Annotated in this window: 20 protein-coding genes; 13 read left to right on the forward strand and 7 right to left on the reverse strand. The window is 62.8% G+C overall.

The window, feature by feature from the left end:
- Positions 1–11: 11 nt before the first annotated feature.
- The 4 genes from ACSMXN_RS15335 to ACSMXN_RS15350 all read right to left on the reverse strand — a co-directional run bounded on the left by ACSMXN_RS15335 (position 12) and on the right by ACSMXN_RS15350 (position 3,490).
- Positions 12–755 (reverse strand): class I SAM-dependent methyltransferase, encoded by a 744-nt coding sequence (locus ACSMXN_RS15335; RefSeq protein ID WP_022912914.1) that lies wholly within the window; start codon positions 753–755, stop codon positions 12–14.
- Between the two features lie 68 nt (positions 756–823).
- A complete protein-coding gene (locus ACSMXN_RS15340; protein WP_027139349.1) occupies positions 824–1,540 on the reverse strand; it encodes a glycosyltransferase family 2 protein in 717 nt (238 codons plus the stop codon).
- Positions 1,541–1,616: 76 nt separating this feature from the next.
- Complete coding sequence (locus ACSMXN_RS15345) at positions 1,617–2,378, reverse strand: class I SAM-dependent methyltransferase (protein ID WP_022912912.1); 762 nt, start codon at positions 2,376–2,378, stop codon at positions 1,617–1,619.
- The gene (locus tag ACSMXN_RS15350; RefSeq protein WP_022912911.1) at positions 2,375–3,490 is read right to left on the reverse strand and encodes a glycosyltransferase family protein; all 1,116 of its coding nucleotides are present in this window, start codon (positions 3,488–3,490) and stop codon (positions 2,375–2,377) included. Before ACSMXN_RS15350 ends, ACSMXN_RS15345 begins: the two co-directional genes overlap by 4 nt.
- A gap of 276 nt (positions 3,491–3,766) precedes the next feature.
- Here ACSMXN_RS15350 and ACSMXN_RS15355 point away from each other — a divergent pair, with 276 nt between their 5' ends.
- The 3 genes from ACSMXN_RS15355 (at position 3,767) to ACSMXN_RS15365 (ending at position 10,185) form a co-directional block, all read left to right on the forward strand.
- Positions 3,767–6,754, forward strand: coding sequence for a S8 family serine peptidase (locus tag ACSMXN_RS15355; RefSeq protein ID WP_022912910.1), 2,988 nt, complete (start codon positions 3,767–3,769; stop codon positions 6,752–6,754).
- Positions 6,755–6,941: 187 nt separating this feature from the next.
- Positions 6,942–8,573: a hypothetical protein gene (locus tag ACSMXN_RS15360; RefSeq protein WP_022912908.1), complete on the forward strand. Its 1,632-nt coding sequence runs from the start codon at positions 6,942–6,944 to the stop codon at positions 8,571–8,573.
- Positions 8,574–8,673: 100 nt separating this feature from the next.
- Positions 8,674–10,185: a glycosyltransferase family 39 protein gene (locus ACSMXN_RS15365; protein ID WP_155958327.1), complete on the forward strand. Its 1,512-nt coding sequence runs from the start codon at positions 8,674–8,676 to the stop codon at positions 10,183–10,185.
- A gap of 66 nt (positions 10,186–10,251) precedes the next feature.
- Here ACSMXN_RS15365 and ACSMXN_RS15370 read toward each other — a convergent pair whose 3' ends face one another.
- On the reverse strand, positions 10,252–10,803 hold the full coding sequence (locus ACSMXN_RS15370) for a hypothetical protein (protein ID WP_022912906.1): 552 nt from the start codon (positions 10,801–10,803) through the stop codon (positions 10,252–10,254).
- A 223-nt stretch (positions 10,804–11,026) separates the two neighbouring features.
- On the opposite strand from ACSMXN_RS15370, the gene ACSMXN_RS15375 reads away from it, so the two are divergent.
- Together ACSMXN_RS15375 and ACSMXN_RS15380 are read left to right on the forward strand one after the other, a co-directional pair.
- Positions 11,027–12,013 (forward strand): redoxin domain-containing protein, encoded by a 987-nt coding sequence (locus ACSMXN_RS15375; protein WP_022912905.1) that lies wholly within the window; start codon positions 11,027–11,029, stop codon positions 12,011–12,013.
- Between the two features lie 104 nt (positions 12,014–12,117).
- Positions 12,118–12,438, forward strand: a complete 321-nt coding sequence (locus tag ACSMXN_RS15380; protein WP_081649055.1) for a nuclear transport factor 2 family protein — start codon at positions 12,118–12,120, stop codon at positions 12,436–12,438.
- A gap of 157 nt (positions 12,439–12,595) precedes the next feature.
- Here the strand turns inward: ACSMXN_RS15380 and ACSMXN_RS15385 are convergent, their stop codons facing one another.
- A complete protein-coding gene (locus tag ACSMXN_RS15385; RefSeq protein ID WP_022912903.1) occupies positions 12,596–13,696 on the reverse strand; it encodes a CaiB/BaiF CoA transferase family protein in 1,101 nt (366 codons plus the stop codon).
- A 230-nt stretch (positions 13,697–13,926) separates the two neighbouring features.
- On the opposite strand from ACSMXN_RS15385, the gene ACSMXN_RS15390 reads away from it, so the two are divergent.
- The 8 genes from ACSMXN_RS15390 (at position 13,927) to ACSMXN_RS15425 (ending at position 21,555) form a co-directional block, all read left to right on the forward strand.
- Positions 13,927–14,379 (forward strand): hypothetical protein, encoded by a 453-nt coding sequence (locus ACSMXN_RS15390; RefSeq protein WP_022912902.1) that lies wholly within the window; start codon positions 13,927–13,929, stop codon positions 14,377–14,379.
- Positions 14,380–14,540: 161 nt separating this feature from the next.
- Positions 14,541–15,017, forward strand: coding sequence for a hypothetical protein (locus ACSMXN_RS15395; protein WP_022912901.1), 477 nt, complete (start codon positions 14,541–14,543; stop codon positions 15,015–15,017).
- A gap of 40 nt (positions 15,018–15,057) precedes the next feature.
- The gene (locus tag ACSMXN_RS15400) at positions 15,058–15,534 is read left to right on the forward strand and encodes an organic hydroperoxide resistance protein (RefSeq protein WP_022912900.1); all 477 of its coding nucleotides are present in this window, start codon (positions 15,058–15,060) and stop codon (positions 15,532–15,534) included.
- Between the two features lie 32 nt (positions 15,535–15,566).
- The gene (locus tag ACSMXN_RS15405) at positions 15,567–16,577 is read left to right on the forward strand and encodes an aldo/keto reductase (RefSeq protein ID WP_022912899.1); all 1,011 of its coding nucleotides are present in this window, start codon (positions 15,567–15,569) and stop codon (positions 16,575–16,577) included.
- 78 nt (positions 16,578–16,655) lie between these two features.
- Positions 16,656–17,399, forward strand: a complete 744-nt coding sequence (locus tag ACSMXN_RS15410; RefSeq protein WP_022912898.1) for an SDR family oxidoreductase — start codon at positions 16,656–16,658, stop codon at positions 17,397–17,399.
- Positions 17,399–18,307, forward strand: a complete 909-nt coding sequence (locus ACSMXN_RS15415; protein ID WP_022912897.1) for an SDR family oxidoreductase — start codon at positions 17,399–17,401, stop codon at positions 18,305–18,307. The genes ACSMXN_RS15410 and ACSMXN_RS15415 overlap by 1 nt, the downstream gene beginning before the upstream one ends.
- A complete protein-coding gene (locus ACSMXN_RS15420) occupies positions 18,300–18,725 on the forward strand; it encodes a PPOX class F420-dependent oxidoreductase (RefSeq protein WP_022912896.1) in 426 nt (141 codons plus the stop codon). Before ACSMXN_RS15415 ends, ACSMXN_RS15420 begins: the two co-directional genes overlap by 8 nt.
- Before the next feature lie 91 nt (positions 18,726–18,816).
- The gene (locus ACSMXN_RS15425; RefSeq protein WP_022912895.1) at positions 18,817–21,555 is read left to right on the forward strand and encodes a helix-turn-helix transcriptional regulator; all 2,739 of its coding nucleotides are present in this window, start codon (positions 18,817–18,819) and stop codon (positions 21,553–21,555) included.
- 53 nt (positions 21,556–21,608) lie between these two features.
- Here ACSMXN_RS15425 and ACSMXN_RS15430 read toward each other — a convergent pair whose 3' ends face one another.
- On the reverse strand, positions 21,609–22,205 hold the full coding sequence (locus tag ACSMXN_RS15430; protein WP_027139347.1) for a hypothetical protein: 597 nt from the start codon (positions 22,203–22,205) through the stop codon (positions 21,609–21,611).
- Positions 22,206–22,350: the final 145 nt, after the last annotated feature.

Genomic DNA, 22,350 nt, shown 5'->3' on the forward strand with positions numbered 1-22,350 from the left:
CGATCTCCGGGCTAGGGACGCTTTACGGCGACGGCGAACACGGATTGACCGAAAGGCGGTCGTCGCCAAGCTTCAACGCGGCGCATTGCGGGGATTACCCAACGGTCCCACACGGTGAGCAGCGCGCCGCTCTTCGGGGCCATGCCCAACAGGCGCATTCCGACGATCCAGGAAGGCAGCCCGATCGCGTTGACGTAGTGGGCGGTGCGAACCTCTAGGCCAGCCGCCGTCATCGCCTCCGTCAAGCTTTGCCGGGTGTAACGCCGCTGGTGGCCGATCGCTCGATCGAATCGGCTCATCGCGACTTCGAAGGCCGGCACGAAGATCACGACCCGTCCGCCCGGTTCGAGCAAGCCGCCGAAGGCGCGCAGCGCCTCGACGTCGTCGGGGATGTGTTCGAGCACGTTGAACGCCACGACAGCGGAGTAGTCCGCAGTCTCGGTGATCGGTACCACGAGCTCGCGCACGCCTACCAGCGGTTCGTTGGCGAACCGCGCACGCAACCCGCTGAGCCTGCCGTGTTCGGCTTCGCTCGCAGTTATGCGGGTGCCCTTCTCGGCGACGGTAGCGGCGAAATCGCCGCTCCCCGATCCGATCTCCAAGGCGTTGTCGCCGAGGTGAGGCAGGGCAAGATCTGCCTGCCAGGCGCGGTAGTTGACCGCGTCGCTGAGGTCTTCCAGCACCTGGGTCTGCAGCGATGCATCGCCGAGAACCACGCCGTCGTCTGACGTTGAAGAGGTGAATCGCTTTCGCATGACCGTGAACCTAACCCATCACTCTCGCACCGCGGCCCAGCCGCACTGACGCGGTGGCGTGGTGATACTCAGGCTTTGGCCACGTTCGACTGGCCGGCACGCACCCGCGCGGCCCGCTGGCGCGTCAAGATCACCAGGGCTTCGACGCCGTCTTTCCAGGTGAGCTTCTTACCCTCGGCTCGCGAGCGGGCCTTGTAGCTGATTGGTACTTCGTAGGGACGGAAACCTCGACGCAGCAGCTTGCCGGTTATCTCGGCCTCCATACCAAAGCCCGCCGAACGCACATCGAGGGATCGGTATAGGGCGACTGGCATCAGCTTGAAGCACGTCTCCAGATCGGAGATGTACGAGTTGAACGCAAGATTGGCGAAGAGGGTGACTGCCTTGTTCCCCATTACGTACCAGAAGCTGTACGCGTTGTGGCTACCGAACGAGCGCGTGCCATAGACGACAGTAGCTTCGCCGCGAAGCACCGGCGTCAGCAAGGAAGGGATCTCCTCAGGCGCGTATTCGAGGTCCGCGTCGCAGATGATCAGGTAGTCACCCGTCGATTCCGCGGCAGCCCGCCGGATCGCGGCGCCCTTGCCCTGATTGGGCTCCTGACGGAAGGTCCGGACCCGGGGGTCGGTCTCAGCACCGAGAATCTCGGGCGTTGAGTCCTTACTGCCGTCGTCGACGATCACCAGCTCTACCTCACAGGGATACTCCACGCCAAGCACCTGCTTGATCGCAGACGCCAAAGTGCGTTCCTCGTTGTAGGCCGGCATCAAGATAGAAAGCTTCACCGCCACAGGCTAACCCACCGACCTGCAGCGTCGGGCCTTGCTGGCATAAGACGAGGTCGTGTCCACGCAGCCCGTCCTATACAGGCTTTTGCGCGAGGACGACGAGACCCGTTCCTTGACGGGGCCGAGCGCGCTGAAGGTAGCGAAATGGGAGCACCGCGACCTTGATCGCATAGCCGGTCAACGGTTTGGTCGGCTGGAAGGTACGGCCGCTTGCCGATGTCAGTTCCGCAGCCGAGCTCGATGCGACCTTGGCGAGTTTCTTGGCGTCGATGCGGTTGCGTACTGCTTCTAACGCATAACCGAGTGGCCATCCGTAGACGGTTACCTGCGGAGTCACGAACCCAGCCTGCACGAGCCGCTCGGCGATCTCTGCCGGTGCGTAGCGACGAAAATGGCCGGCGTGCTCGTCCATAGCACCGAAACGTTCTTGAAAAGCGGGCACCGACAGCAGAATGTGGCCGCCTGGCTTGACGTATTCAATCCAGTCTGCCAACGCTTCACGGTCATGTTCGATGTGTTCCAGCACCTCGAAGGCGCAGACGAGGTCGTAGGTGGTACCGGTTGGCACGACCGCATCCGTTCCCTGCAGGACAGTCCCGCCCTGCGGCGTAATCCGTCGCTGCGCTACCGCGAAGGACGTTGCGTCGGGCTCGACGCCAAGGTAGGAGTAGCGGCTCGCCAATCGAGCTCCGGCCGCGCCCTGCCCACAACCGATTTCGAGAATGCTGGCGGGCTGCAATTTTCCCAGGAGCCGCGAGACCAGGTCGAAACGCAGCCAGGCCCGAAGAGCAAGAGGCGGCAGCTGAGTCTGCCCGCTGCGTGAAGCGACAGTCATCGGATGTCTCGTTTCTGTGTTCGGGTGACAAGGGCGTCGTGCAGAGTACGAGCTATCGCGCCCGGACGGAAATTGTGCTGGGCATGCTCGAGAGATCCTTTTCGAAGTCGATCAAGGCCCCCGCGCTCGCTCGCCAGGTTTGTAAGAGCTTTCGCTAGTTCCGCCCCGCTATTGGGTTGAACGTATTGTGCGAAATCCCCGAACGAGCGCCGCTGTGGTGGGGTGTCCGATGTCAGCACAAGACATCCTGCCGCGGCACCTTGAAAGACCTTGTTCGGCACTACCCGCACAGCCTTCGGTGAGTCGGCGAAGATACCGAGGCAGACGTCCTGACTCTTCACCAATTCTTGGAGTTCGTCCGGCTCCAGCCAGTCCTTCCAGATCGCAAGGTTCGTATCACCGGCTCGTCCCTTGGTCTCGGCGAGATCTTGGCCAGTGCCCACGAGCGTGATCTCGATCGGCGCGTCTGGCGGGAGGGCCGAGATCGCCTCTCCGATCACCGGCGCTCCCTGCAGTGGAGTGAACAGACCGAAGAAGACGACCCGCAGCGGACCGGGCACGGCCGCGCCAATTTCGGTGACGAACCAATCGGCGGGCGCTCCGACCGGCACCACGACGGCCTTGTGGCGTTGAGACCCGGAGATGAGTCGCGCGTTCTCTTCTGTGTCCACGATCACGAGCGAGGCGCACCGAATTGCCAGCCGATCCAACATTGTGAGGATTCGACGCTTTCCCGCCCCGGCGTGACCACGATCACGGGCCGTGTCGGCGGCAAAGATCAACATGTCAAGAGCGATAGGGGTGCGCGGGAAAAGCAATCTGGCCAACACGACGTCGAAGTGACCTAGATAACCGACCAGAACGGCATCCGGTCGGGAGCCGGACGGTCGCAGGCTGCCAGCGGTGAGTGTGAGCCAACGCCTGCAGAGGCGAACGACAAGCCGGTAAGCGAGCCATGGCTTGGCCAACATGGCGACCCGTTCGGCGGTGCTGAAACCCAGGGGGGCGTTCAATTCCGAAACGTCGTCGCCGAGTTCGCGGAGACCGTCGAGCAAAATGCCGGGGCGGGGGTGCTTCGTTTTGTCGTAGGTGCCGAAACCGAGAACCCTCATCGGGTCGGTCCGTTCCGATGACACCGCACACCGCACTCTAACGCCCCGGTACCCGAACGCCGCGCCGGAAGACTCCGAACCTGTCGCGCCAGCGCTGCGGCTACGGGCCCTCGCTGACTGCCTGCGCTGGACACAGCGGTCGCACAGTTGTCATCTGGGAGCATCTATATAGCCGCAAAGTCCTAGGTAAAGTTCACTTTAGTTTATTTGAGTTGGGTCGACTGTTCCGGTTAGATACGTCTGCACCCATTAATTACTGATCGGATCCTCGCCTACATGGTGCCTCGCCTGCTTGTCTCATCCGTTGTCGCCAGCGCCTTGTTCGTTTCGGTCTTCTCCGTGACGGCGACCGGGTCTCCCGCAGTCGGGGCGACGGTACCCACACCCTCGGCGAACCAGTTGCCGCCACAGCCCGCCTCTTCCGTCGTTCCAACCCGAGGGATGATCCCGCCAAAAACCGGGGCCACGACCAAGATTCCGCGGGTCGCGCACCTTGATCCCACCCTGCAGCAGCCTTCGGCCGGCGGCCCCGACGCGCAGGTCGCGGTAACGGTCACAGGCACCGCTGCGCGAATTCCCGCCGCGCTCAAGTCGGTTGGCAGCCACGCTCTCTCGTCGACTCATGGCCGGGTGACCGCTTACGTTCCGCGACACCGGCTGGCTGATCTTGCCAAGGCAAGCGGCGTAAGCCAGGTAGCGCCGGCCAAGCGTGCGTATAGCGATGCCGCTCCCGTGACAGCGGAGAGTGTCGCCAAATCGAATGCCTCACTCTTGCAGGCTGCCGGCCAGGCCGGGGCAGGCGTCAAAGTCGCGATCGTCGATGCTGGCTTCAGCAATCTTGCCAGCGAGCAGACGGCAGGCAACCTGCCAACCGGAGGCAACCTCGTCCTGAAGAACGAAGACTGCACCAACGCCAACAACCAACCGAGCGTCGACACCGCCCAGCACGGGACGGCGGTTGCCGAGATAATTCATCAGATGGCGCCGCAGGCGCAGTTGTATCTGTACTGCGTGCAGTTCGACACCGGGTTCGCCCAGGCCGGGCAAGACATCGTCAGCGCCGGTGATATCAAAATCGTCAATAGTTCGTTGGGCTTTCCCGCGGACAGCCGCGGCGGCAACGACACCGGCCCGGCCGGCTCCGCCGTCGACACCGTGCACACAGCACGGCAGGCCGGCGTCCTCTGGATCGAATCGGCCGGCAACAGTGGCGTGGACCATTGGGGCAACAGCTCGTTCACGACCTACCGGCCGTTCAGCCAAAATGGGTTCAACTTCGTCAATCTCGACGGCGGGAGCACCATCCAGAGCGCAGAGGACATCGTGCTCGTTCCCCCGAGCCAACAAGCCGAGTTCGTCCTGCAGTGGAACAAATGGCCAACCGATACCACGACGGACGTCAGCCTGAACTACGACAAGTATCAGTGCCCTGCTGCCACCGCGAGTAATCCGTGCCCGAACGCGGGGAACGCGAGCTACATGGGCACGTCGACCATTTCTACCTCGCCGTCGGGCAGCACGCCGGTCCGCGACTCCGGCATAGTCGACAGCTCGCCCATGACCGCCGGACGATACCTGATGTACATCGTCTACCTCACCTACACAGGCGCCCTGCCCGCCGTTCGCTACGACCTCACGTACTGGGGCGATGTTTCGCCGAACGCGTTGTCTTGCCTTTCCGTGAACGGCAATGGCAGTTGCGGTGCCTATGACTCGCGAGCGTATCTGCACAGCATCACCCAGCCGGCGAGCTCTCCCGACGCGATGGCGGTCGGCGCGGCCGACGTCGGCACCTCAAGTTTGGAGCCCTTCAGTTCGCGCGGCCCGAACCTGGACGGCAGCCTGAAGCCCGATATCACGGCATACGACGGCGTGAGTTCCAACTTGCCGGAATTCGGCTCGCGAAGCAGCGGTGGAGGGTTCTACGGCACGTCGGCGGCTGCACCCAACGTGGCCGGTGCGGCGGCGTTGGTGTACGCCGCGCATCCGACCTGGACAGCCGACGAGCTGGAGAGCTATCTCGAGCAGTCGACGACTCAGGCCGCCCAGAACAACAACCTCGGGTGGGGCCTGCTGAGAGTCGTCGGCACGTTCGCACCCGCCCAGTACCAATCGGTCGGCACGCCCGTACGCATCCTCGATACGCGCATCTCCGGTGGCGGTGGGCCGCTCGTCGGGACGAACGTGACGCGTCGTGTCTCACTATCGCCGACGCTGGTGCCGGCAACCGCGACCTCGGTCGTCATCAACCTGACCGGGATCGGTGCGACGGGCAATACCTATCTGTCCGCGTATGGTTCGGCCTTCACCGGCACATCAAACCTGGATCTCAGTAAGGTCGACACGACCGCTGCAGTCGCTGCGACCGTGCCCATTGCGACCGACCCGATCAGCCATGATCGGTACTTCACGGTGCTCAACTCCGCGTTCTCGGTGAACGTTGCCGTCGATCTGGTCGGTTTCTTCGCGCCAGCGCCCGACGCCGTGAATGGTTTTGGCGCCCTGCCGCCCAAGAGGATCCTGGACACTCGGACGGCCAACGGCGGCCATCAACGTCAGTTCGCGAACAATGAGACGTTTGACTTGGCCGTCGCCGCGGCGGGCGTCCCTGACACCGCAACCGATGTAGTCATCAACCTGACCGCCACCGGGGTACAAAGGGCAAATGGTTACATCAGCGCCTATCCCACGCCAGCGGTAACGACGCCCCCCGCGACACCACCGGTTATCTCGACGCTCGACTACACGACCTACACCCGAGCGAATCTGGCTGTGGTCGGATTGTCGAGCGCCACTGGACCCAGGACCTTCACGTTGCGCGTTGCCGGCGCTCCGGTCGACGTCATCGTCGACGTGGTCGGCTACTTCGGGGGCTCATCGGCAACAAGTACCTACACCGCCCTGATCGACCCGGTCCGGATGGCTGACACCCGCAACGGGACCGGCGGCGTCACCGGTGCGCGCGCCACCAACACCAAGGTCGACTACAAGACGGCAGGTCGTCAGTCGGTGCCGATCGGGTCGACGAGCGTCTGGACCGGGGTGATCCCGATCCCGCAGGTCACTGGCTATGTTTCGTTACTGCCCGGTGGAGGTGCGGTCCCTCCGTCCGTGTCGACTGTGGACTTCACCAAGGGACGGGTAGCACCGAACGCCGCCGTGACGATGCTCCCGACCTCAGGAGCCTCCTCCGGCAATCTCCGGGTGTACAACTCTGCCGGACCTGACCACATTGCGGTCGATATCTTCGGCTATTTCAACTAGCTGTGAGCTCCGTTAGCCATCTGCGGTGACACGGCTGGCCAGCCGTCCTAGGCCCGTCGGCTGAGGTAGCCTACGCACGTGCCGAAGACGTCGAGATGTACGGCTTGCTGCCCCAAGATCGTCGAGGCAAGAAGCTGCTGCTCATGAAAATCACGCATGTCTACGAAACGTTCGGCCGCGTTCGCTGATGGTTACAGCCGAAGAGAGCGCCGCCGAGCAGCACCTGACTGAAACACCAGAGGGTGAACGACGCTCCCGGTTCGGGTGGCGTCCCCACTTCATCGACGTCGCGCTGGCCGCGCTGCTGGCGCTGGCGACCTTTGTCGTGCACAGCATGCACTACGTCTTTACTGCGCCTTTTTGGACAGACGAGGCATGGGTCGCCGTCTCCACGAAGATGTCGGTCCGTCAAGTCCCACACGTGACCTCGGTGGTACCGCTCGGCTGGTCGCTTCTGCAGCGGTTCATTGTCTTTGGCGGCGACCAACGGCTGCGTGCGTTGCCGCTGTTGTTCTCTGCGTTGACCGTCGTCGTTGCGTTCGTCCTGTTGCGTTCATTACCGTGGGGCTCGACGATGTGGAGCCGGGTGGCCGGTGTGTTGGGCGGGGTCGCGGTGCTGCTCGCACCGTCGACGCTGGTCCGCAACGACCTCAAGCAGTACACGGCGGACGCCTTCGCCACGCTGCTGATCTTGTTCCTGATGGCCCGAACAGAACGGTCCTGGAGCCGCCGGCGCCTGTTGGTGTTGGCGATCAGCTCGCTGGTGCTGTTCACGATCAGCGTGCCGGTCCTGTTCGTCGCCGTCGCGGCGTTCGGGGCACTCCTCATAGCTTCCGTTCTGCGTCGCAACTGGCATCAATTAGCTGAGCTTGCGATCGTGGCAGGCGGATCGATGATTGCGCTTGGCGTGATCTATCTGGCGATCTACAAATCCCATCAGGGTACGAGCCTCACCTCGTACTGGAACGCCTACTACCTCCCGCACACGGCGCACGGTGCGCTGCACTACCTGAACGTGCGCGGTCACCAGATGGCGACCTATCTGGGCATGGGCCCGCTCCTGTTGTGTGTGCTCCTGGTGCTGGCGGGTGTCGCAACGCTGGTCCTGATCGGCCAGCCCGCGTTGGCGATCGCCGGCCCGCTCCTGACCCTCGAAATGATCGTGCTCGGGGCGGCCAAGAAATACCCGCTCTTCGATGAACGAACCTCCCATTTCCTGACGATGGTCTTTGCCGTGTACGCCGCGATCGGCGTCGCAGGAATCTGCGTCCTCGTCGCACGGCGAGCTGCACCGATTGCCGCCTTGATTGCCGTCGCCGCGATGGCGTTGTTCGCAATCAACGTCCGCGGCGACATTCGTGTGCACAGCATTCCGCGAGAGGACGTCCGCACTCCGACGCAGTACGCCGCGAACCACGTTCAGCCTTCCGATGTGGTTCTCGTCAACCTTTCAGGTAACTGGGGGTTCGCGTATTACTGGCCAGACGACAACGTCGGGTGGCAGCCGTCGAAAGTCGTGGCCACCGATTTTCTCGCTGGCCTACCTGACGACAGTCGCGTGATCTTTGCAGCCGACCGCACAAAGCCCGCGGTTGATTCTGCCGTCGCGCGCGCGGTGACAGAGGCAGCCAGCAGGCCGGGTGCACGGATATGGATAGTGCGATCGCACGTTACTGCAGCTGAAAACGCTGCCTGGCAGGCGGCGATCAATCGCCAGCACGTCAAAGTTGAATCTGTGATTCGGTGCTCACTACTACTGTTGACACCACTCCCCCAAGGCGCCGACGTCGTCAACGCGCCAGTCACGGTGGGTTGCTGAACCAGTGGTCTCGACCACCGCGCCACCGGCGCGGCCGAGCAAGCGTGGTCGCGTCAAATCGGGCCGATCGATAGCTCCGACGTTTGGTTTGGCAGCCGTTGTGACGCTCACGGTCGTCGTCAGACTGGGCTATCTACTGAGCAGCAACGATCGATTCAACGGCGACGAAGCCGTCACCGGAATCATGGTCGACAACATTCTGCACGGCAAGAATTATGCGTTTTTCGCCGGCCAGAACTACGGCGGAACGCTGGAGATTTACCTGCAATCGCTCAGTTATCGCATTCTGCGTTTACCCCAGGACCCTCTCACGCTGCGATTCACGCAATTAGCGCTGAGCGGCTTGACCTGCGCCCTCGTGTACGGCATTGCCAGTCGCATGCTTCAACTGCGCTGGCAGGCACTGGTCGCTGCAGCCTGCTTTGCCGTCGGTCCCTACTTCAACGTGCAGAGCGGCGCGATGTCGATGGCGTTCTACACAATGAGTCAGTTTCTCGGTGCCGCCGGGCTTTACTGCGCAATCCGGCTGTCGCATGATCGCCGGCACTGGCAGTGGACACTCGGACTCGGTCTTGCCTGCGGCCTGGCGTACTGGAACTCACTGATCTCGGCCTATCTCCTGCTGCCGACCGTATTGTGGTTAGCGCCAGTGCTGTTGCGGTCCTGGCGCGCCGCGACAGGTTTCTGCGTTAGCGCCGTGGTCGGCGCAATTCCCATGATCCCGTGGATATTGCACAGCCATCACCTCATTGCCGGGCCCACCAGATTCGGATCGCAATCCACCGTTGCGCATCGATTCCACACCCTGTTCGGGCCGGTTACGCGGGAGTTCCTGGGCTTCGGAATCCAGGGCGGCAGAACGCAGCCCGGTTTGGAGCTACTGCTCATCGGCAGCGTTGCCGTGTTGGCTGCGGGCTATCTCCGGTTGTTCTGGACCCGCCGACATGGCCTGGCACAACTTATCCGTTTTCGAGTGCTCGATCGAGACGCCAAAGACGTGCTCCTGATCGCCCCGCCAATCACGGTGGCAATCTACATTTCGTCCGGCGCCGCCGCATTGAGCCTCGATCCTCGGTATCTTGTCTCGCTCTATCCGTTGCTCGCCGTCGGCGTGGCGGCGATGTTGCCGCGCACTCCGCCAATTGGCTCCTTGCTTGCCGGAATCGTAGCCGTGGCACTGTTCGCGGTGCCTTGCGCTCGGTATTTCGCGCATCCGTCTTGGCAGAGCGACGGCCTTGAGGGAAGAGCTCTCGGGGCTCACGCGCGCAATGCCGAGCTGGAGCAGGTGACCGATTTTCTGATGGCCAACGACGAACGAGTTGTCGGGTCCGGTTATTGGACGGGCATGCCCCTGCAGTACCTGGCGGGCGACAGATTGACCGTCGGAGTCCTCATCGGACCCGATCGATTCAATCAGGTGAAAACCGTTCTTCGAGCCGCGCCAAAAGTCAGCTACGTCATCAACCGGCAGGCCACGTCATTTGATCAAGTAATCGTGAAGAAGCTGGCCGCTCACCACGTCGCCTATCGCAGCACCATCTTCGGCCAATTCGAGGTCATCGATCAGATCAGTGGCGGAGGCAATCCTCATGAACTGGGTCTCACCCCGTAGCACCGTACGGCGGCGATCGCCCGGCAGGTCAAAGGACAACGTTCTAGCCCACACCGAAGGCGGCGACTACAAGGTTCCTGCGGAGTCACGCTGTCGATCAGCTGCGGCAGCTTCGGGTTCGACAAGTGCCGTCGGCTCGAACGTGAAGAAACGGTAGGTGTTGTCCTCACCTTCGACCGCGCCTCGAACCAGCGGACCCGAGTCCTCCTGACTCCCGGACAGGTGGACGAATGTACTGGTGACCAACAGAAGCAGGGCCGCCGTCCGCTCGTCGGGGGGCATGGGGATCGTCGGTGTGCTGCCGAGGTAAGCCGAGTCGTGACCAGTACGAAAGCCGCTTACCGGGTCGTCGCTCTGCCAGACCGGTGTCCAGATCGCAATGAAGGTTTCCGGCTCGGAATCAGGTTGGGCACGCGACTCGGTCGAACAGTCGTACAGCGGTGTCAACGCCCCGGTCCGAAGCTGCTTGTTTGCATCGAAGGCGAACAGCCCCGAGTCGGCAAACAGTTGGGCAAAGGCGGCCAGGGTCGGATCCTCAGTTTTCTCGAATACCGGCTCAGCAGCGCCGCCATCTCGAAACGCGCTCAGGCGTTCGCGCAACGACATGTGCTTGTGCATGGCTAACCCCTTCTACTCGTGTGCGCCTCTAAGCATGACTTGCGACCGGCTGACGGACTAGTCCCGGTGAGCTCGCGCCCTGCCTTGCGCTCGGATCGAACACTGCGGTAGGACAGATCTGACGGTGCGCACGCCAGCACGACGTCTCCCGCCACCTATGTTCCGTGCTCCGCCGACGGTGCAACCCAGACGGCGCAGGCCGATAGTGCAATTGGAGAGACCAATGGAACAGAACGAGGAGCCGTTGGCCGGAGCTGATCTGGCCTCGCTTGACAATGCGACCGAGTGGCTGAATTCAGAGCCCCTGACCGAGTCGGTGTTGCGAGGAAAGGTAGTACTCATCGACTTCTGGACATACACCTGCATCAATTGGTTGCGTTCGCTCCCCTACGTCCGCGCTTGGGCCGACAAATACAAAGAAAACGGACTAGTCGTTATAGGCGTCCACACACCTGAATTCCCGTTCGAGCACGACCTGGGCAACGTTCGCCGCGCGGTGCAGGTCATGCAGATCAACTATCCCCTTGTGATCGACAACGAATACGAGATTTGGCGGGCGTTCAGCAACCACTATTGGCCGGCCCTGTACTTCGTTGACTCAAGCGGTCAGGTAAGGGCGCAGCAGTTCGGGGAGGGCGAATACCAGCAGTCAGAGGCGATTATTCAACAATTGCTTGCCGAAACAGGCCGTGCTGAAATCGGTGGCGAACTGGTTTCGGTCGATGCTCGCGGCGTCGAGGCCGCCGCCGATTGGGGCAACTTGAGATCTAGCGAGAGTTACGTCGGCTATGAGCGCGCTGACGACTTCGCAGCTGTTGGCGGCGCGATAGTCGATCAACGTCACGTCTACGCACCACCCAGCTACTTGAACCTCAACCATTGGGCCCTCGCTGGTGATTGGACCATTCAGCAACAGAGTGCTTTGCTGAACGAGGCCGGCGGTCAGATCGCCTACCGCTTCCACGCACGCGACCTTCATCTGGTCATGGGCCCTGCCACAGCGAACACGTCGGTCCGCTTTCGGGTGCTCATCGATGGTGAGCCGCCCGGCACTGCTCACGGAGTCGACATCGACCAGCAAGGCAACGGCGTAGTCACCGATCAGCGGCTGTACCAACTCATCCGTCAAGCAGGCGCCGTCGTCGAACACCTGTTTGAGATTACGTTTGCTGATCCAGGGGTTCAGGCCTACGTGTTCACCTTCGGATAGCCTTCACCGCCTGCGGTCTTCAGCCAGAAACCAAGGTTTGGTGGTTCCGCGGGCAGGACTACGATCTCAGAGAGAACCGGACGAGTCCGGAGGGAGCGCAATTCATGACCGAACTGCCAGATCCCATCCAGCGGCTGCTCGACGCCGCAAATGCCGGCGACCAACGCGCCTTCCTGACCAGTTTCACGGCGGACGGCGTAGTTGACGACTGGGGCCGTGAGTTTCATGGACCGCGCGCGATCGAGAAATGGAGCGACGCCGAGTTCATCGGCAGCCAGGTCAGTCTCGAAGTTGGCAAGGTCGAGGAACGCGGCGGCGAGTATGTCGTTACTGCTGAGGTCGGCGGAAACGGCTTCGTCGGGCCGAGCCATTTCTCGTTCCGCGTCGCCGGAGATGCGATCGCGAGGATGACCATTCGGGCCTGACTAGAACGAGCGGGCACGGTGACGTCAACCCAAGTCGGCGACAGCGATACCAGCGGCACAGTCGCCATGCATACGATCCGCTCGACCGTCGAAGGCGGAGAATCAAGGTAGACACCGGGCTTCCCAGCGCCGGCGTTCGTGCCGTGATGAGGGCCCGCTAGAGATTCGTCCACTCGCGTATGACCTCAGCCGTGTGTTCACCCGGGATTGGCGGTGGCTGCGGCACACCTGCAGGTGTACGGGAGAAGCGGGGTGCGGGTGCAGGCTGAACCACCCCGTCAAGGTCGATCAACGTTTCTCGAGCGACGATATGGGAGTTTGCTCGCGCCTCTTCAAAGGTGAGCACCGGTGACACGCACGCATCCGTTCCGGCGAAGATCGCTGCCCACTCGTCTCGCGTCTTTCGGCCAAACGCTTCGGTGAATCGCTGTCGCTGATCCGGCCAATTCGCTTGATCGGTATGAACATAGCCAGGGCCGAACTCAAGACCCAACTCACTTGCAAGCAACAAGAAGAATTCCGGTTCGAGGGCGCCGACGGCAATCCACCGGCCATCAGCGCATCTGTACGTGTCGTAGAAGGGTGCTGCACCGTCGAGCAGGTTGACGCCGCGCTCGTCGCTCCATACTCCGGCGCCCCGCCACGACCAGATGAGCTGCGAGATGAGGGTCGCGCCGTCGACCATGGCGGCGTCGACCACCTGCCCGAGGCCGGAGGTACTGCGTTCGAACAGCGCTGAGAGTATTCCGACCAGTACCAACATGGATCCGCCGCCGAAATCAGCGACCAGATTCAGCGGCGGTACCGGCCGCTCGCCGTCTCGACCGATCGCGTGGAGGGCTCCGGTGAGGGAAATAAAATTGATGTCATGCCCGGCAAGTTGTGCCAGTGGCCCGTCCTGACCCCAACCCGTGATCCGGGCGAACACCAAGCGGGGATTGAGGTTCATACACTCCGTGGGGCCGATACCCAAACGCTCGGCGACGCCGGGACGATAGCCCTCGATGAGCACGTCTGCCACCGAGATCAGGCTCAGCAGCGCCTTGCGTTCGGCTCGGTCGTTCAGGTTCAAAGAAACCGAACGCCTGCCTCGCAGCATCGCGTCGACCTTGCCTGGTGGGATCGGAAAGTCATCCCGCCCTGGGCGGTCGACCCGCACGACATCGGCGCCGAGATCCGCCATCATCATCGCAGCGTGCGGGCCCGGCCCGATGCCGCCCAGCTCGATGACCCGTAAACCACTCAGCGGACCGGTCAAGTGTCACGCCCTTTCGTATTGGCCGATGTCAGGATAGGCCGTAACTGCTGGAGGTCGGCGACCCCTGGTCGTACAGACCAGGGACAGCCCACGGGTTCACTCGGGGGCGACCAACGCAATTGTGGACGAGGGTGAATCCAGCGACGCCACAAGGAGAAGACGATCATGCTAATCACAGTGAACTGGCTTCCTCCGGCTGCTTCTAAGACATCTTGCGGGGCGGCATCCCGATGAGTGTTCGCGCTGGCACTTCGCGTCATCTCAACAAGGCAGACGCGCTCTTGGCGGCTCTAGCAGTCGCAACCGTAGCGCTGCTGGCGATCGACGCGTACGTGCATCTCCACGACGCCCACCTGTACGACACACCTGCGGGTGGGAGCATCACTCAGGCCTCCTTGTTCCGCGCCGAGGCAGGCGTGGCGATTGTTGTCGCGATAGTCCTGCTGATCTCCCGGCACTGGATCGCCTGGCTGATCGCGGCGCTCGTCGCCGGCAGCGCTGCGGCCGCGGTGTTCGTCTACACAAACATCGACGTCGGCAGTATCGGACCGTTGCCGAACATGTACGAGCCGACCTGGGCGCTACCGGGAAAGCGGCTGTCCGCGATCGCAGAGATCGCGGCATTCGTAATCGCCGTGATCGGATTGATCGTCTCGCTTCGCCTCCGCAGGAACGCACGGTGACCGGCAGACGGCTGTCCAGGCCGTGCGCCCCCGGGCCTGCCGACCGGGGGTCCACCCAGGGATTTCCCGGGCGCGAGTCCCGTCCGTCGCAAGCGACAGTGAAACCTAGCGGCTCCCGATTCGGGGGCTCGGAGTCCGTCGATCCAAGGTTGGTACCTACGATGAGAGATCACGAAGCGAGCGACACCCATGACTCGCTGCCGAGGATGGACATCGGCACAGCCCTGAGCCTTCTTGCTTCAGCAGTCAAGCGGCGTGGCCCAGACTTCGTGTACCAACCCGTTTGGGCCGACGACTACAGATATCTGACCTGTCTGTACGCCCACGACGGCGCTCCTGACTGCATCGTCGGCCACGTACTGGCCGATGCGGGCGTCCGCCCTTGGGAGCTCGAGGCCATGCGTGACGACGGAATCGAAGATCTTTACCGGGCGGGCAGGTTGCCGATCGCGCTGACCCTCGGCGCACTCGCCGTACTACACGCGGCACAACAGAGCCAGGACCGCGGTTGCCCGTGGTCGGTTGTGCTTGCCGATGCGACTGCCATGGCGGCACGGGTTCTCGATCTCGCGCCGGATGCACTCTTTGATCTGGCCTGGAACTCGGCGGTCGATCTCGTGCCTGACCTCAGCGGGTGACTGGCCCAACGCCTGAGTTCGCAACCCGAAAGGAAACGACATGACGAGCAATGGACTGACCAGCGCTGCGTTGAGCAGAGTGCTGTACACGGCTGAGGCCTTCACCGAAGGCGGTCGCGCCGGTCACGGGCGAACGTCGGACGGGCACCTGTCCGTCGAGCTGTCGGTGCCCGAGGTCATGGGCGGCCAAGGCGGTAACGGCACAAATCCCGAACAATTGTTCGCCCTCGGCTATGCAGCCTGCTTCCAGTCCGCGCTGATCGCAGTCGCCGAGGGTCACGGACTCGACGCGAGCGACTCCAGGATCACCGCCCGGATCGGCATCGGTCCCACTGGGCACGGCGGGTTCGGTATCGAAGCCGCTCTAGATCTGCACGCCCCCAACATCGCATTCGCTGAGGCGACCGAGCTGATGGCTCGTGCGGACCAGCGGTGCCCATATTCGAATGCGACCCGAAACAACATCGAGGTGAGCCTAAGCATCGACGGCACGCCTGTCGCACGGACGGCGGCGTGAAACAGACGGCGTGAAGAGCGAGGAAACAGCAGATGAAACGACGGATCCTAGGCGGGACGGGCATGTCGGTGAGCGACGTGGCTCTGGGCACCATGATGTTCGGAGCGATGGCAAACACCGACCACGAAGAAGCAATCCGCATCATTCACACCGCGTTGGATGCCGGAATCAACTTCGTTGACACTGCCGACGTCTACTCCAACGGTGAATCTGAGGAGATTGTTGGTAAGGCTTTGAAGGACCACCGCGAGGACGTAGTCCTCACGACGAAGTTTGCGTTGCCGATGGGCGCGGACGCCAACCAACGAGGCGGCTCGCGGCGGTGGATCATGCGCGCCGTCGATGACAGCCTCCGGCGTCTCGACACCGACTACATCGACCTCTACTTCATGCATCGCTTCGACCCGGACACTGACGTCGACGAAACGCTCTCGGCTCTGTCTGACTTGATCCGCTCCGGCAAGGTCCGCGCCGTCGGCTCCTCGCTGTTTTCCGCCGAGCAGATCGTCGAGACGCAGTGGACGGCTGAGCGCCGAGGGCATGAACGTTTTCGCAGTGAACAATCGCCGTATTCAATTCTGCTTCGCGGGATCGAATCGGAGGTGCTGCCAGCGGCCCGGCGTTACGGCATGGGCGTGCTGACGTTCGGACCGCTCAGCTCGGGGTGGTTATCCGGACGGGAAAACCCGGCCGTAGGCAACCGCTCCAAGCTGGGCCCCGGCGAGTTCGACCTGGCCGATCCGGCGAACCAAACCAAACTGAAAGCCGTCGAACAGCTCAAAGCGCTCGCCTCGGAGGCTGGGATGCCTATGACCCACTTGGCGACCGCCTTCGTCAGGTCACATCCCGCCGTCACAGCAGTCCTGATTGGCCCGCGAAAGCCAGAGCATCTGCGGGACCTGCTAGCTGGCGCCGACGTCGAACTAAGCGCTGATGTACTCGATCGGATCGACGAAATCGTGCCACCGGGCATGAACGTGAATGACAACGACATCTACAACGTGCCGTCCGCCCTGACGGACAAAAAGCTCCGACGACGTTGATGCTTCGGCAAATCTCAGTCTGCACCGAAGAGTCGGACGATCTTTTCCGAACACCCATTGAAGAAACGAGGTTCGACGATGAGCAATCCTCAGCCAGGTGCCCGGGTGGCGGTTGTCACCGGTGGGTCAGGTGGCATCGGCAGAGTCACAGCCGAACGGCTCGCGAGCAACGGCATGACCGTCGTCATCAACTATGCAGGGGCCCCGGCGCCGGCCAAAGAAGCCGTCAGCTCGATCGTCGATGCCGGCGGCATCGCCTCCTCCTTCCAAGCCGACGTCGCCGACGAGACCGCGGTTGCCGAACTGTTCGACTACGTGGACCAGGCCTATGGCGGAGTAGATGTGCTGGTCCATACCGCCGGCATCATGCTCCTTTCTGGGCTGGTAGACCTCGACCTCGCCGATCTCGACCGGATGCACCGCATCAATATCCGCGGCACCTTCGTCGTCGACCAGCAGGCCGCGCGGCGGATACGAACTGGCGGGGCGATTATCAATTTTTCCAGCTCGGTGGTGAAGATCGCGTTGCCGCACTACACCGCATATGCCGCAACGAAGGGCGCGGTCGATGCGATGACGCTGATTCTTGCCAAGGAGCTTCGAGGTCGCGACATCACCGTCAACGCGGTAGCGCCGGGGCCGACGGCGACCCCGTTGTTCCTCGACGGTAAGAGCCAAGAGACGATCGACCAACTTTCTTCGATGTCACCGCTGGAGAGGTTGGGTACGCCCGCCGATATCGCCGAGGCGGTCGCCTTCCTCGCCGGGCCGGCCCGCTGGGTCAACGGGCAGATCATCTATGTGAATGGAGGCGTTATCTGATGTCGAAGAACATTGTCGTCACCGGAGCGTCAAGTGGCTTTGGTGCCCTGATTGCGCGCGGACTTGCCGACGCAGGCCACACCGTTTACGCAGGTATTCGTGACACCGACGGCCGAAACAAGCAGGCTGTCAGCGATGCCGCTGACTACGCCGGCGACCACCACGTTGCATTGCGCACTATCGAACTGGACGTCAATGATCAGAATTCTGTCGACGCCGCTGTTGCGAAGATCCTCGCCGACACCGGAAAGCTCGACGTCATAATCCATAACGCGGGGCATATGGTTCTTGGCCCGACCGAGGCCTTCACGCCTGAGCAGATCGACGAGATCTTCGACGTCAACGTGCTGTCCACCCAACGCCTGAACCGGGCTGCGCTGCCGCACCTTCGTGCCCAGAACGACGGTCTGTTGGTATGGATCGGGTCTAGCAGCACCCGTGGCGGCACGCCGCCCTATCTGGGGCCGTACTTTGCCGCGAAGGCCGCTGAGGATTCGCTCGCGGTCAGCTATGCCGCAGAGCTGGCCCGTTTCGGCGTCGATACCACGATCATCGTGCCGGGTTCGTTCACAAAGGGCACCAACCATTTCGCTCATGCCGGCCATGCCGCCGACACGGCGGTCGCCGAGGCGTACGAGACACGCTATGCCGGCCTGCTCGATCAAGTCAGCGCCAAACTGGCTGAACTGTCACCGCCGGACGCCGACCCGGACGAGGTGGCCCGTGCGGTCGTACGAGTCGTAGACACTCCGAAGGGGCAACGTCCCTTCCGGGTCCATATCGATCCGGCCAACGACGGCGCCGAAGAAGTCAACGCCGTCGGCGACCGAATCCGCGCTGCCTTCTACCAGCGCGTCGGGCTCGCTGACCTGCTTGCGCCCGCTATTGGGGCTGAACAGCGTGGCTGAACAGATGACTGCCGACGTCTGGAGAGCCTTCATCACTGAAGGAACCCGTACCGGCAAGCTGTCCACGGTGCGGGCGGACGGCAGCCCGCACGTCGTGCCGGTCTGGTTTCTCCTGGACGGCGGCGATCTGGTCTTCACCACGGAGAACGTCACCGTGAAGAGCCAGAACCTGCTACGGGACGAACGAGCGGCCTTGTGCGTCGACGACGAGCGAGCGCCCTATTCCTTTGCGGTGCTACGGGGACACGCCGAGATTTCGGAAGACCCCAGCCTGTTGCTCACTTGGGCTACCAGCATTGCCGCCCGGTACATGGGCGAACAGCGCGCTCAGGAGTTCGGGAAACGTAATAGCGTTCCTGGCATGCTGCTGGTGAGACTGCGGATTGAGCACGTGACCGCCTATGCAGACATTGCGTGATGTCCGCAACCGGCTGAGCGGCGCCGCGGTCTAGGGAGACCGACGGAGCACTGATCTGTCTACGACGGTAAAGGCTGGCTACGCTGATCGCGTGAGCGCGACCTACCTCGACGTCGATACTCTCGCGCAGCTCGAAACCGTCATCGATCAAGCTCGTGGCGGCACACCGACGGTGCTGGTCATCACCGGGGATCCAGGTATCGGCAAAACCTCAGTGCTGGACGAGCTGGCGGCTCGGGCAACCGGTTTCGAAATCAAACGATCCGAGGGGTACGAGACTGTAGGCGCCGTGGTCCCCTACAGTGTGCTGGCCCGCTGGGGGGTCGAGGTCGCGTCGGCGACGGATCCCCTCACGCCAACCCTGGCGACCCAGCGGCTAAGGGCGATGGCCGACGAGGCCACCCAGCACAGGCCATTGCTTCTGATCCTGGATGACCTACAGTGGGCTGATCCTGAATCGATTGAGGTGGCCATCGAGCTCATCACCAGGGCAACCGGCGACCCTCTGCTACTCGCGACCGCCAGCCGTCCGCTGGTACCAACAGCACATCCGGCCTGGCAGCGCTGGACAACTCGGCCCGGACGAACAACGACCATCACGCTCACGGGCTTGAATCTGGACGACGCGACGAAACTTATTGATGACATCAAACCCGGTACCGACAAGCCGACGGCAAAGACGCTCTGGGAACACACCGGGGGCAACCCGCTGTATCTGACGTCGATGGTGACTGAGTACGAGGCGGAGCAGCTCAGCAGGATGCAAGTGCTGCCAGCACCGGCTGCGTTTACCCAGACGCTGTCGATGAAACTGGCCCGGCAGCCAGAGCAGACACGTACAGTCGCGCAGGCCATTTCGACACTGGGCGCTGGCTGGCTGTCGGTCTTCGACGTCGCCGCTGTCGCTGAATTGCCCGACGTTTCCGAGGCAATCCAAAGGCTCATGGCGGAGCAGATCGTGCAGGTACGGCGATCTGCCCCCACCGACATGGTTCGCGTAGAGCAGGGGCTGATCCGCGCGGCGATCTATCAATCGATCCCCACCGCAGTTCGGCGCGGCTTGCATGCCCGCGCAGCGAAGATCGTCACTGGGCGTGCGCCAGTCCTCGATCATCGGGTAGCGGCCGCAGAGCGGTACGACGACGCGCTCGCCGCCGACCTTGAGGATTACGCTGCGTCTTTGCACAACGAGCGGTCATACCGACTCGCTGCGCACTACCGCCGTGCGGCCAGCGCACTCAGCGAATCGCGGGACGAACGCGAACTCCGATGGTTGGAAAGCCTCTTCGATACCTTGTTCAGCGGCGATCGGGCCAGCGTTCGCGCGGAGTTGGCTGAAATCAGCCAGGCATCAGATCGTGGCCGACGGGCCCTGATCGAGGGGACCCTGGCCGTCTGGGAACGTCACCCTCTCGTGGGGATCGAGATCTTCAACTCTGCTCTCGACAAAGCCGCGCACGACAGGGGGCGGCCCACCACGGACGACCCCCCACCGATGGATCCCGGGACCTGCTATCGCATCGAGATCATTCGAGCCTGGGCTGGCTTGCAATCGGGCCTGTCAACTGAGCAGATCCAGAGCGGCCTTGACCGTGCGTCACTGCTCGAGCCGAAAGACCCGGCGGTACAAGGGTTTGCGGTGTGGTGTCGTGGGCAGCTCGCGGCCCGTGTGCTGTCCCCGGAAGAGATCCTGGCGAGCGTTGCCGACCTACCGAAGAATCCCGCCAGCGTGGCGACCGATGCCAGCACCATGCTTGCGTGGCGCGGTGCTCTCTACGCCAGCAGCGGACGATTCCCACAGGCCATCTCGGATCTCACCGAGCTCACTGACCGGATGCAGAAGGGGCAAGCCGACTTCGGAGCCGGCACCTTCCACGCGCTACTCGGCCGAGCGTATTGGTTCAATGGCCAGCCCGGATTGGCGCGCGTGAACCTGCGGATCGCGAGTGAGTTCGCGCCGGACTATCCGCATCCGCTGGTCGCCGCCATCACGCCGCTACTGCCGATCATGGACGAGGACTTCAGCGCCGCGGATGCTGCGCTGTACGCCGAACGTGACCTTCTGGAACGAATGCCCTGGGTCGAGGCGATCGACCAGTGCTGCGTGACCGAGGTGATCAGGCTGCACGCGGCGGGCGAAACCTCTCCCAAACCCTATCTAGGCATGCAGGGGGCTATCAGCGCCATACGAACTGGCTCGGGCCGAAAGAATGCGATCTGGTTGGTCCACGCATCGCTAGCCGCTATCTGGGCAACTGAGCTGGGTGACGCTGAGGCTTGTGTCAATGCGATCAAGGCGGTAGCGGACCGTCTCAGCTGGGCGGAACCCGTCGCCGAATGGCTGCTCGGCTTGATCGGTGAGGCGCGCGGCAAGGGCAAGGTCGCCATCACGCATCTCCGCGCCGCCGTCGCGAACGCCACCAACGAGCTCCCGCTGTACCGCGCGCACATGCTGGTTGACCACAGCCGGTTGGCCCGCATTCTGGGTGAGCGTGAGGTCGCCGCGCATTCTCTGGAGCTCGCCGCCGAGGCCTACAGTGCGGTGGGCGCGGCCGGCTACCTCGCGCGCGTCGCCGTCTTGCGGCAGACCGTCCAAGCGCGCGACGCTACAACGCAGCTGGGCTTGTCGAACCGTGAACGTGACGTGCTGACCCTGGTCAGCGAAGGTATGAGTTACGCCCAGATCGCCCGTGATCTCTTCATCACGCAGAAGACGGTGGGCTACCACCTGGGCAATATTTATGCGAAGGCCAATGTCAGTTCCCGGCACGAGTTGATCGAGCTCGTCCGCCGCGATCCGACGGCGTTCGCACTGCGGCCCCAGACCTGATTCGGTCTGGGGCCGCGAGGCGGGATCGCAATGTGGCGGGTTGCCGTCGGCGGTCATCGGGTGACGGCTGGACGAGCGGGAGCGTCCACGCTGGTGACCCGGTTCGTGTATTTGATCGCGGCCAGGGCGAGGGCGGCCGGGACGGCCCAGTTGAGCAGCAGGTTCGATCCTCGGGTTCCGTTGCCGTTGGCCTCGATCAGACCGGACAGGAGGTGGCTTCCGGCCATGACCAGCACTGCGGTTCCCCAGACGAGGCTGATCCGACGGTTCACGGCACGAAATACCGGCGAGCCCCAGTATTGCTGCGGGACGCTTTCGCGGGCGTACTGCTCGGTGAACGGGACGATCAGCACTGAGCCGAGCATGACAACTGCGAGGATGAGAGTGGAGCTGCCGCGTCCGTAGTCGGCGATGTGGGCCTTCATGGCGTCGTTGCCACCGAGGGCCAGGATCGCCAGTCCGACGAAGGTGATCACGCCCGCTGCGTCGATGATCTTCACGCCGTGTCGGCTGTCTTTGATGATCAAGACGATCGCGATTGCCGCGGCGAGCAGCGCCGCGATGCCCGCGGTACCAGTACCTCCATGCTCGACGATGACGCTGAAAACAACCCAAGGGATCATGCTGGTCAACATCTTCTTGGCGTTCATCTCTGTCTCCGTTTCGATTGGCTCGCCGCTTGGCTGCGGCTGTTGATTCATTTCTACGGAGGTTCGGACCCGAGTCACCTGGGTGAAACTCCTAGTTCTTTGGGCGTCTGCGTCTCGACCAGGACTAGGAATTGTGCCCAGTCGG

The sequence above is a fragment of the Parajatrophihabitans canadensis genome, from assembly GCF_053764775.1.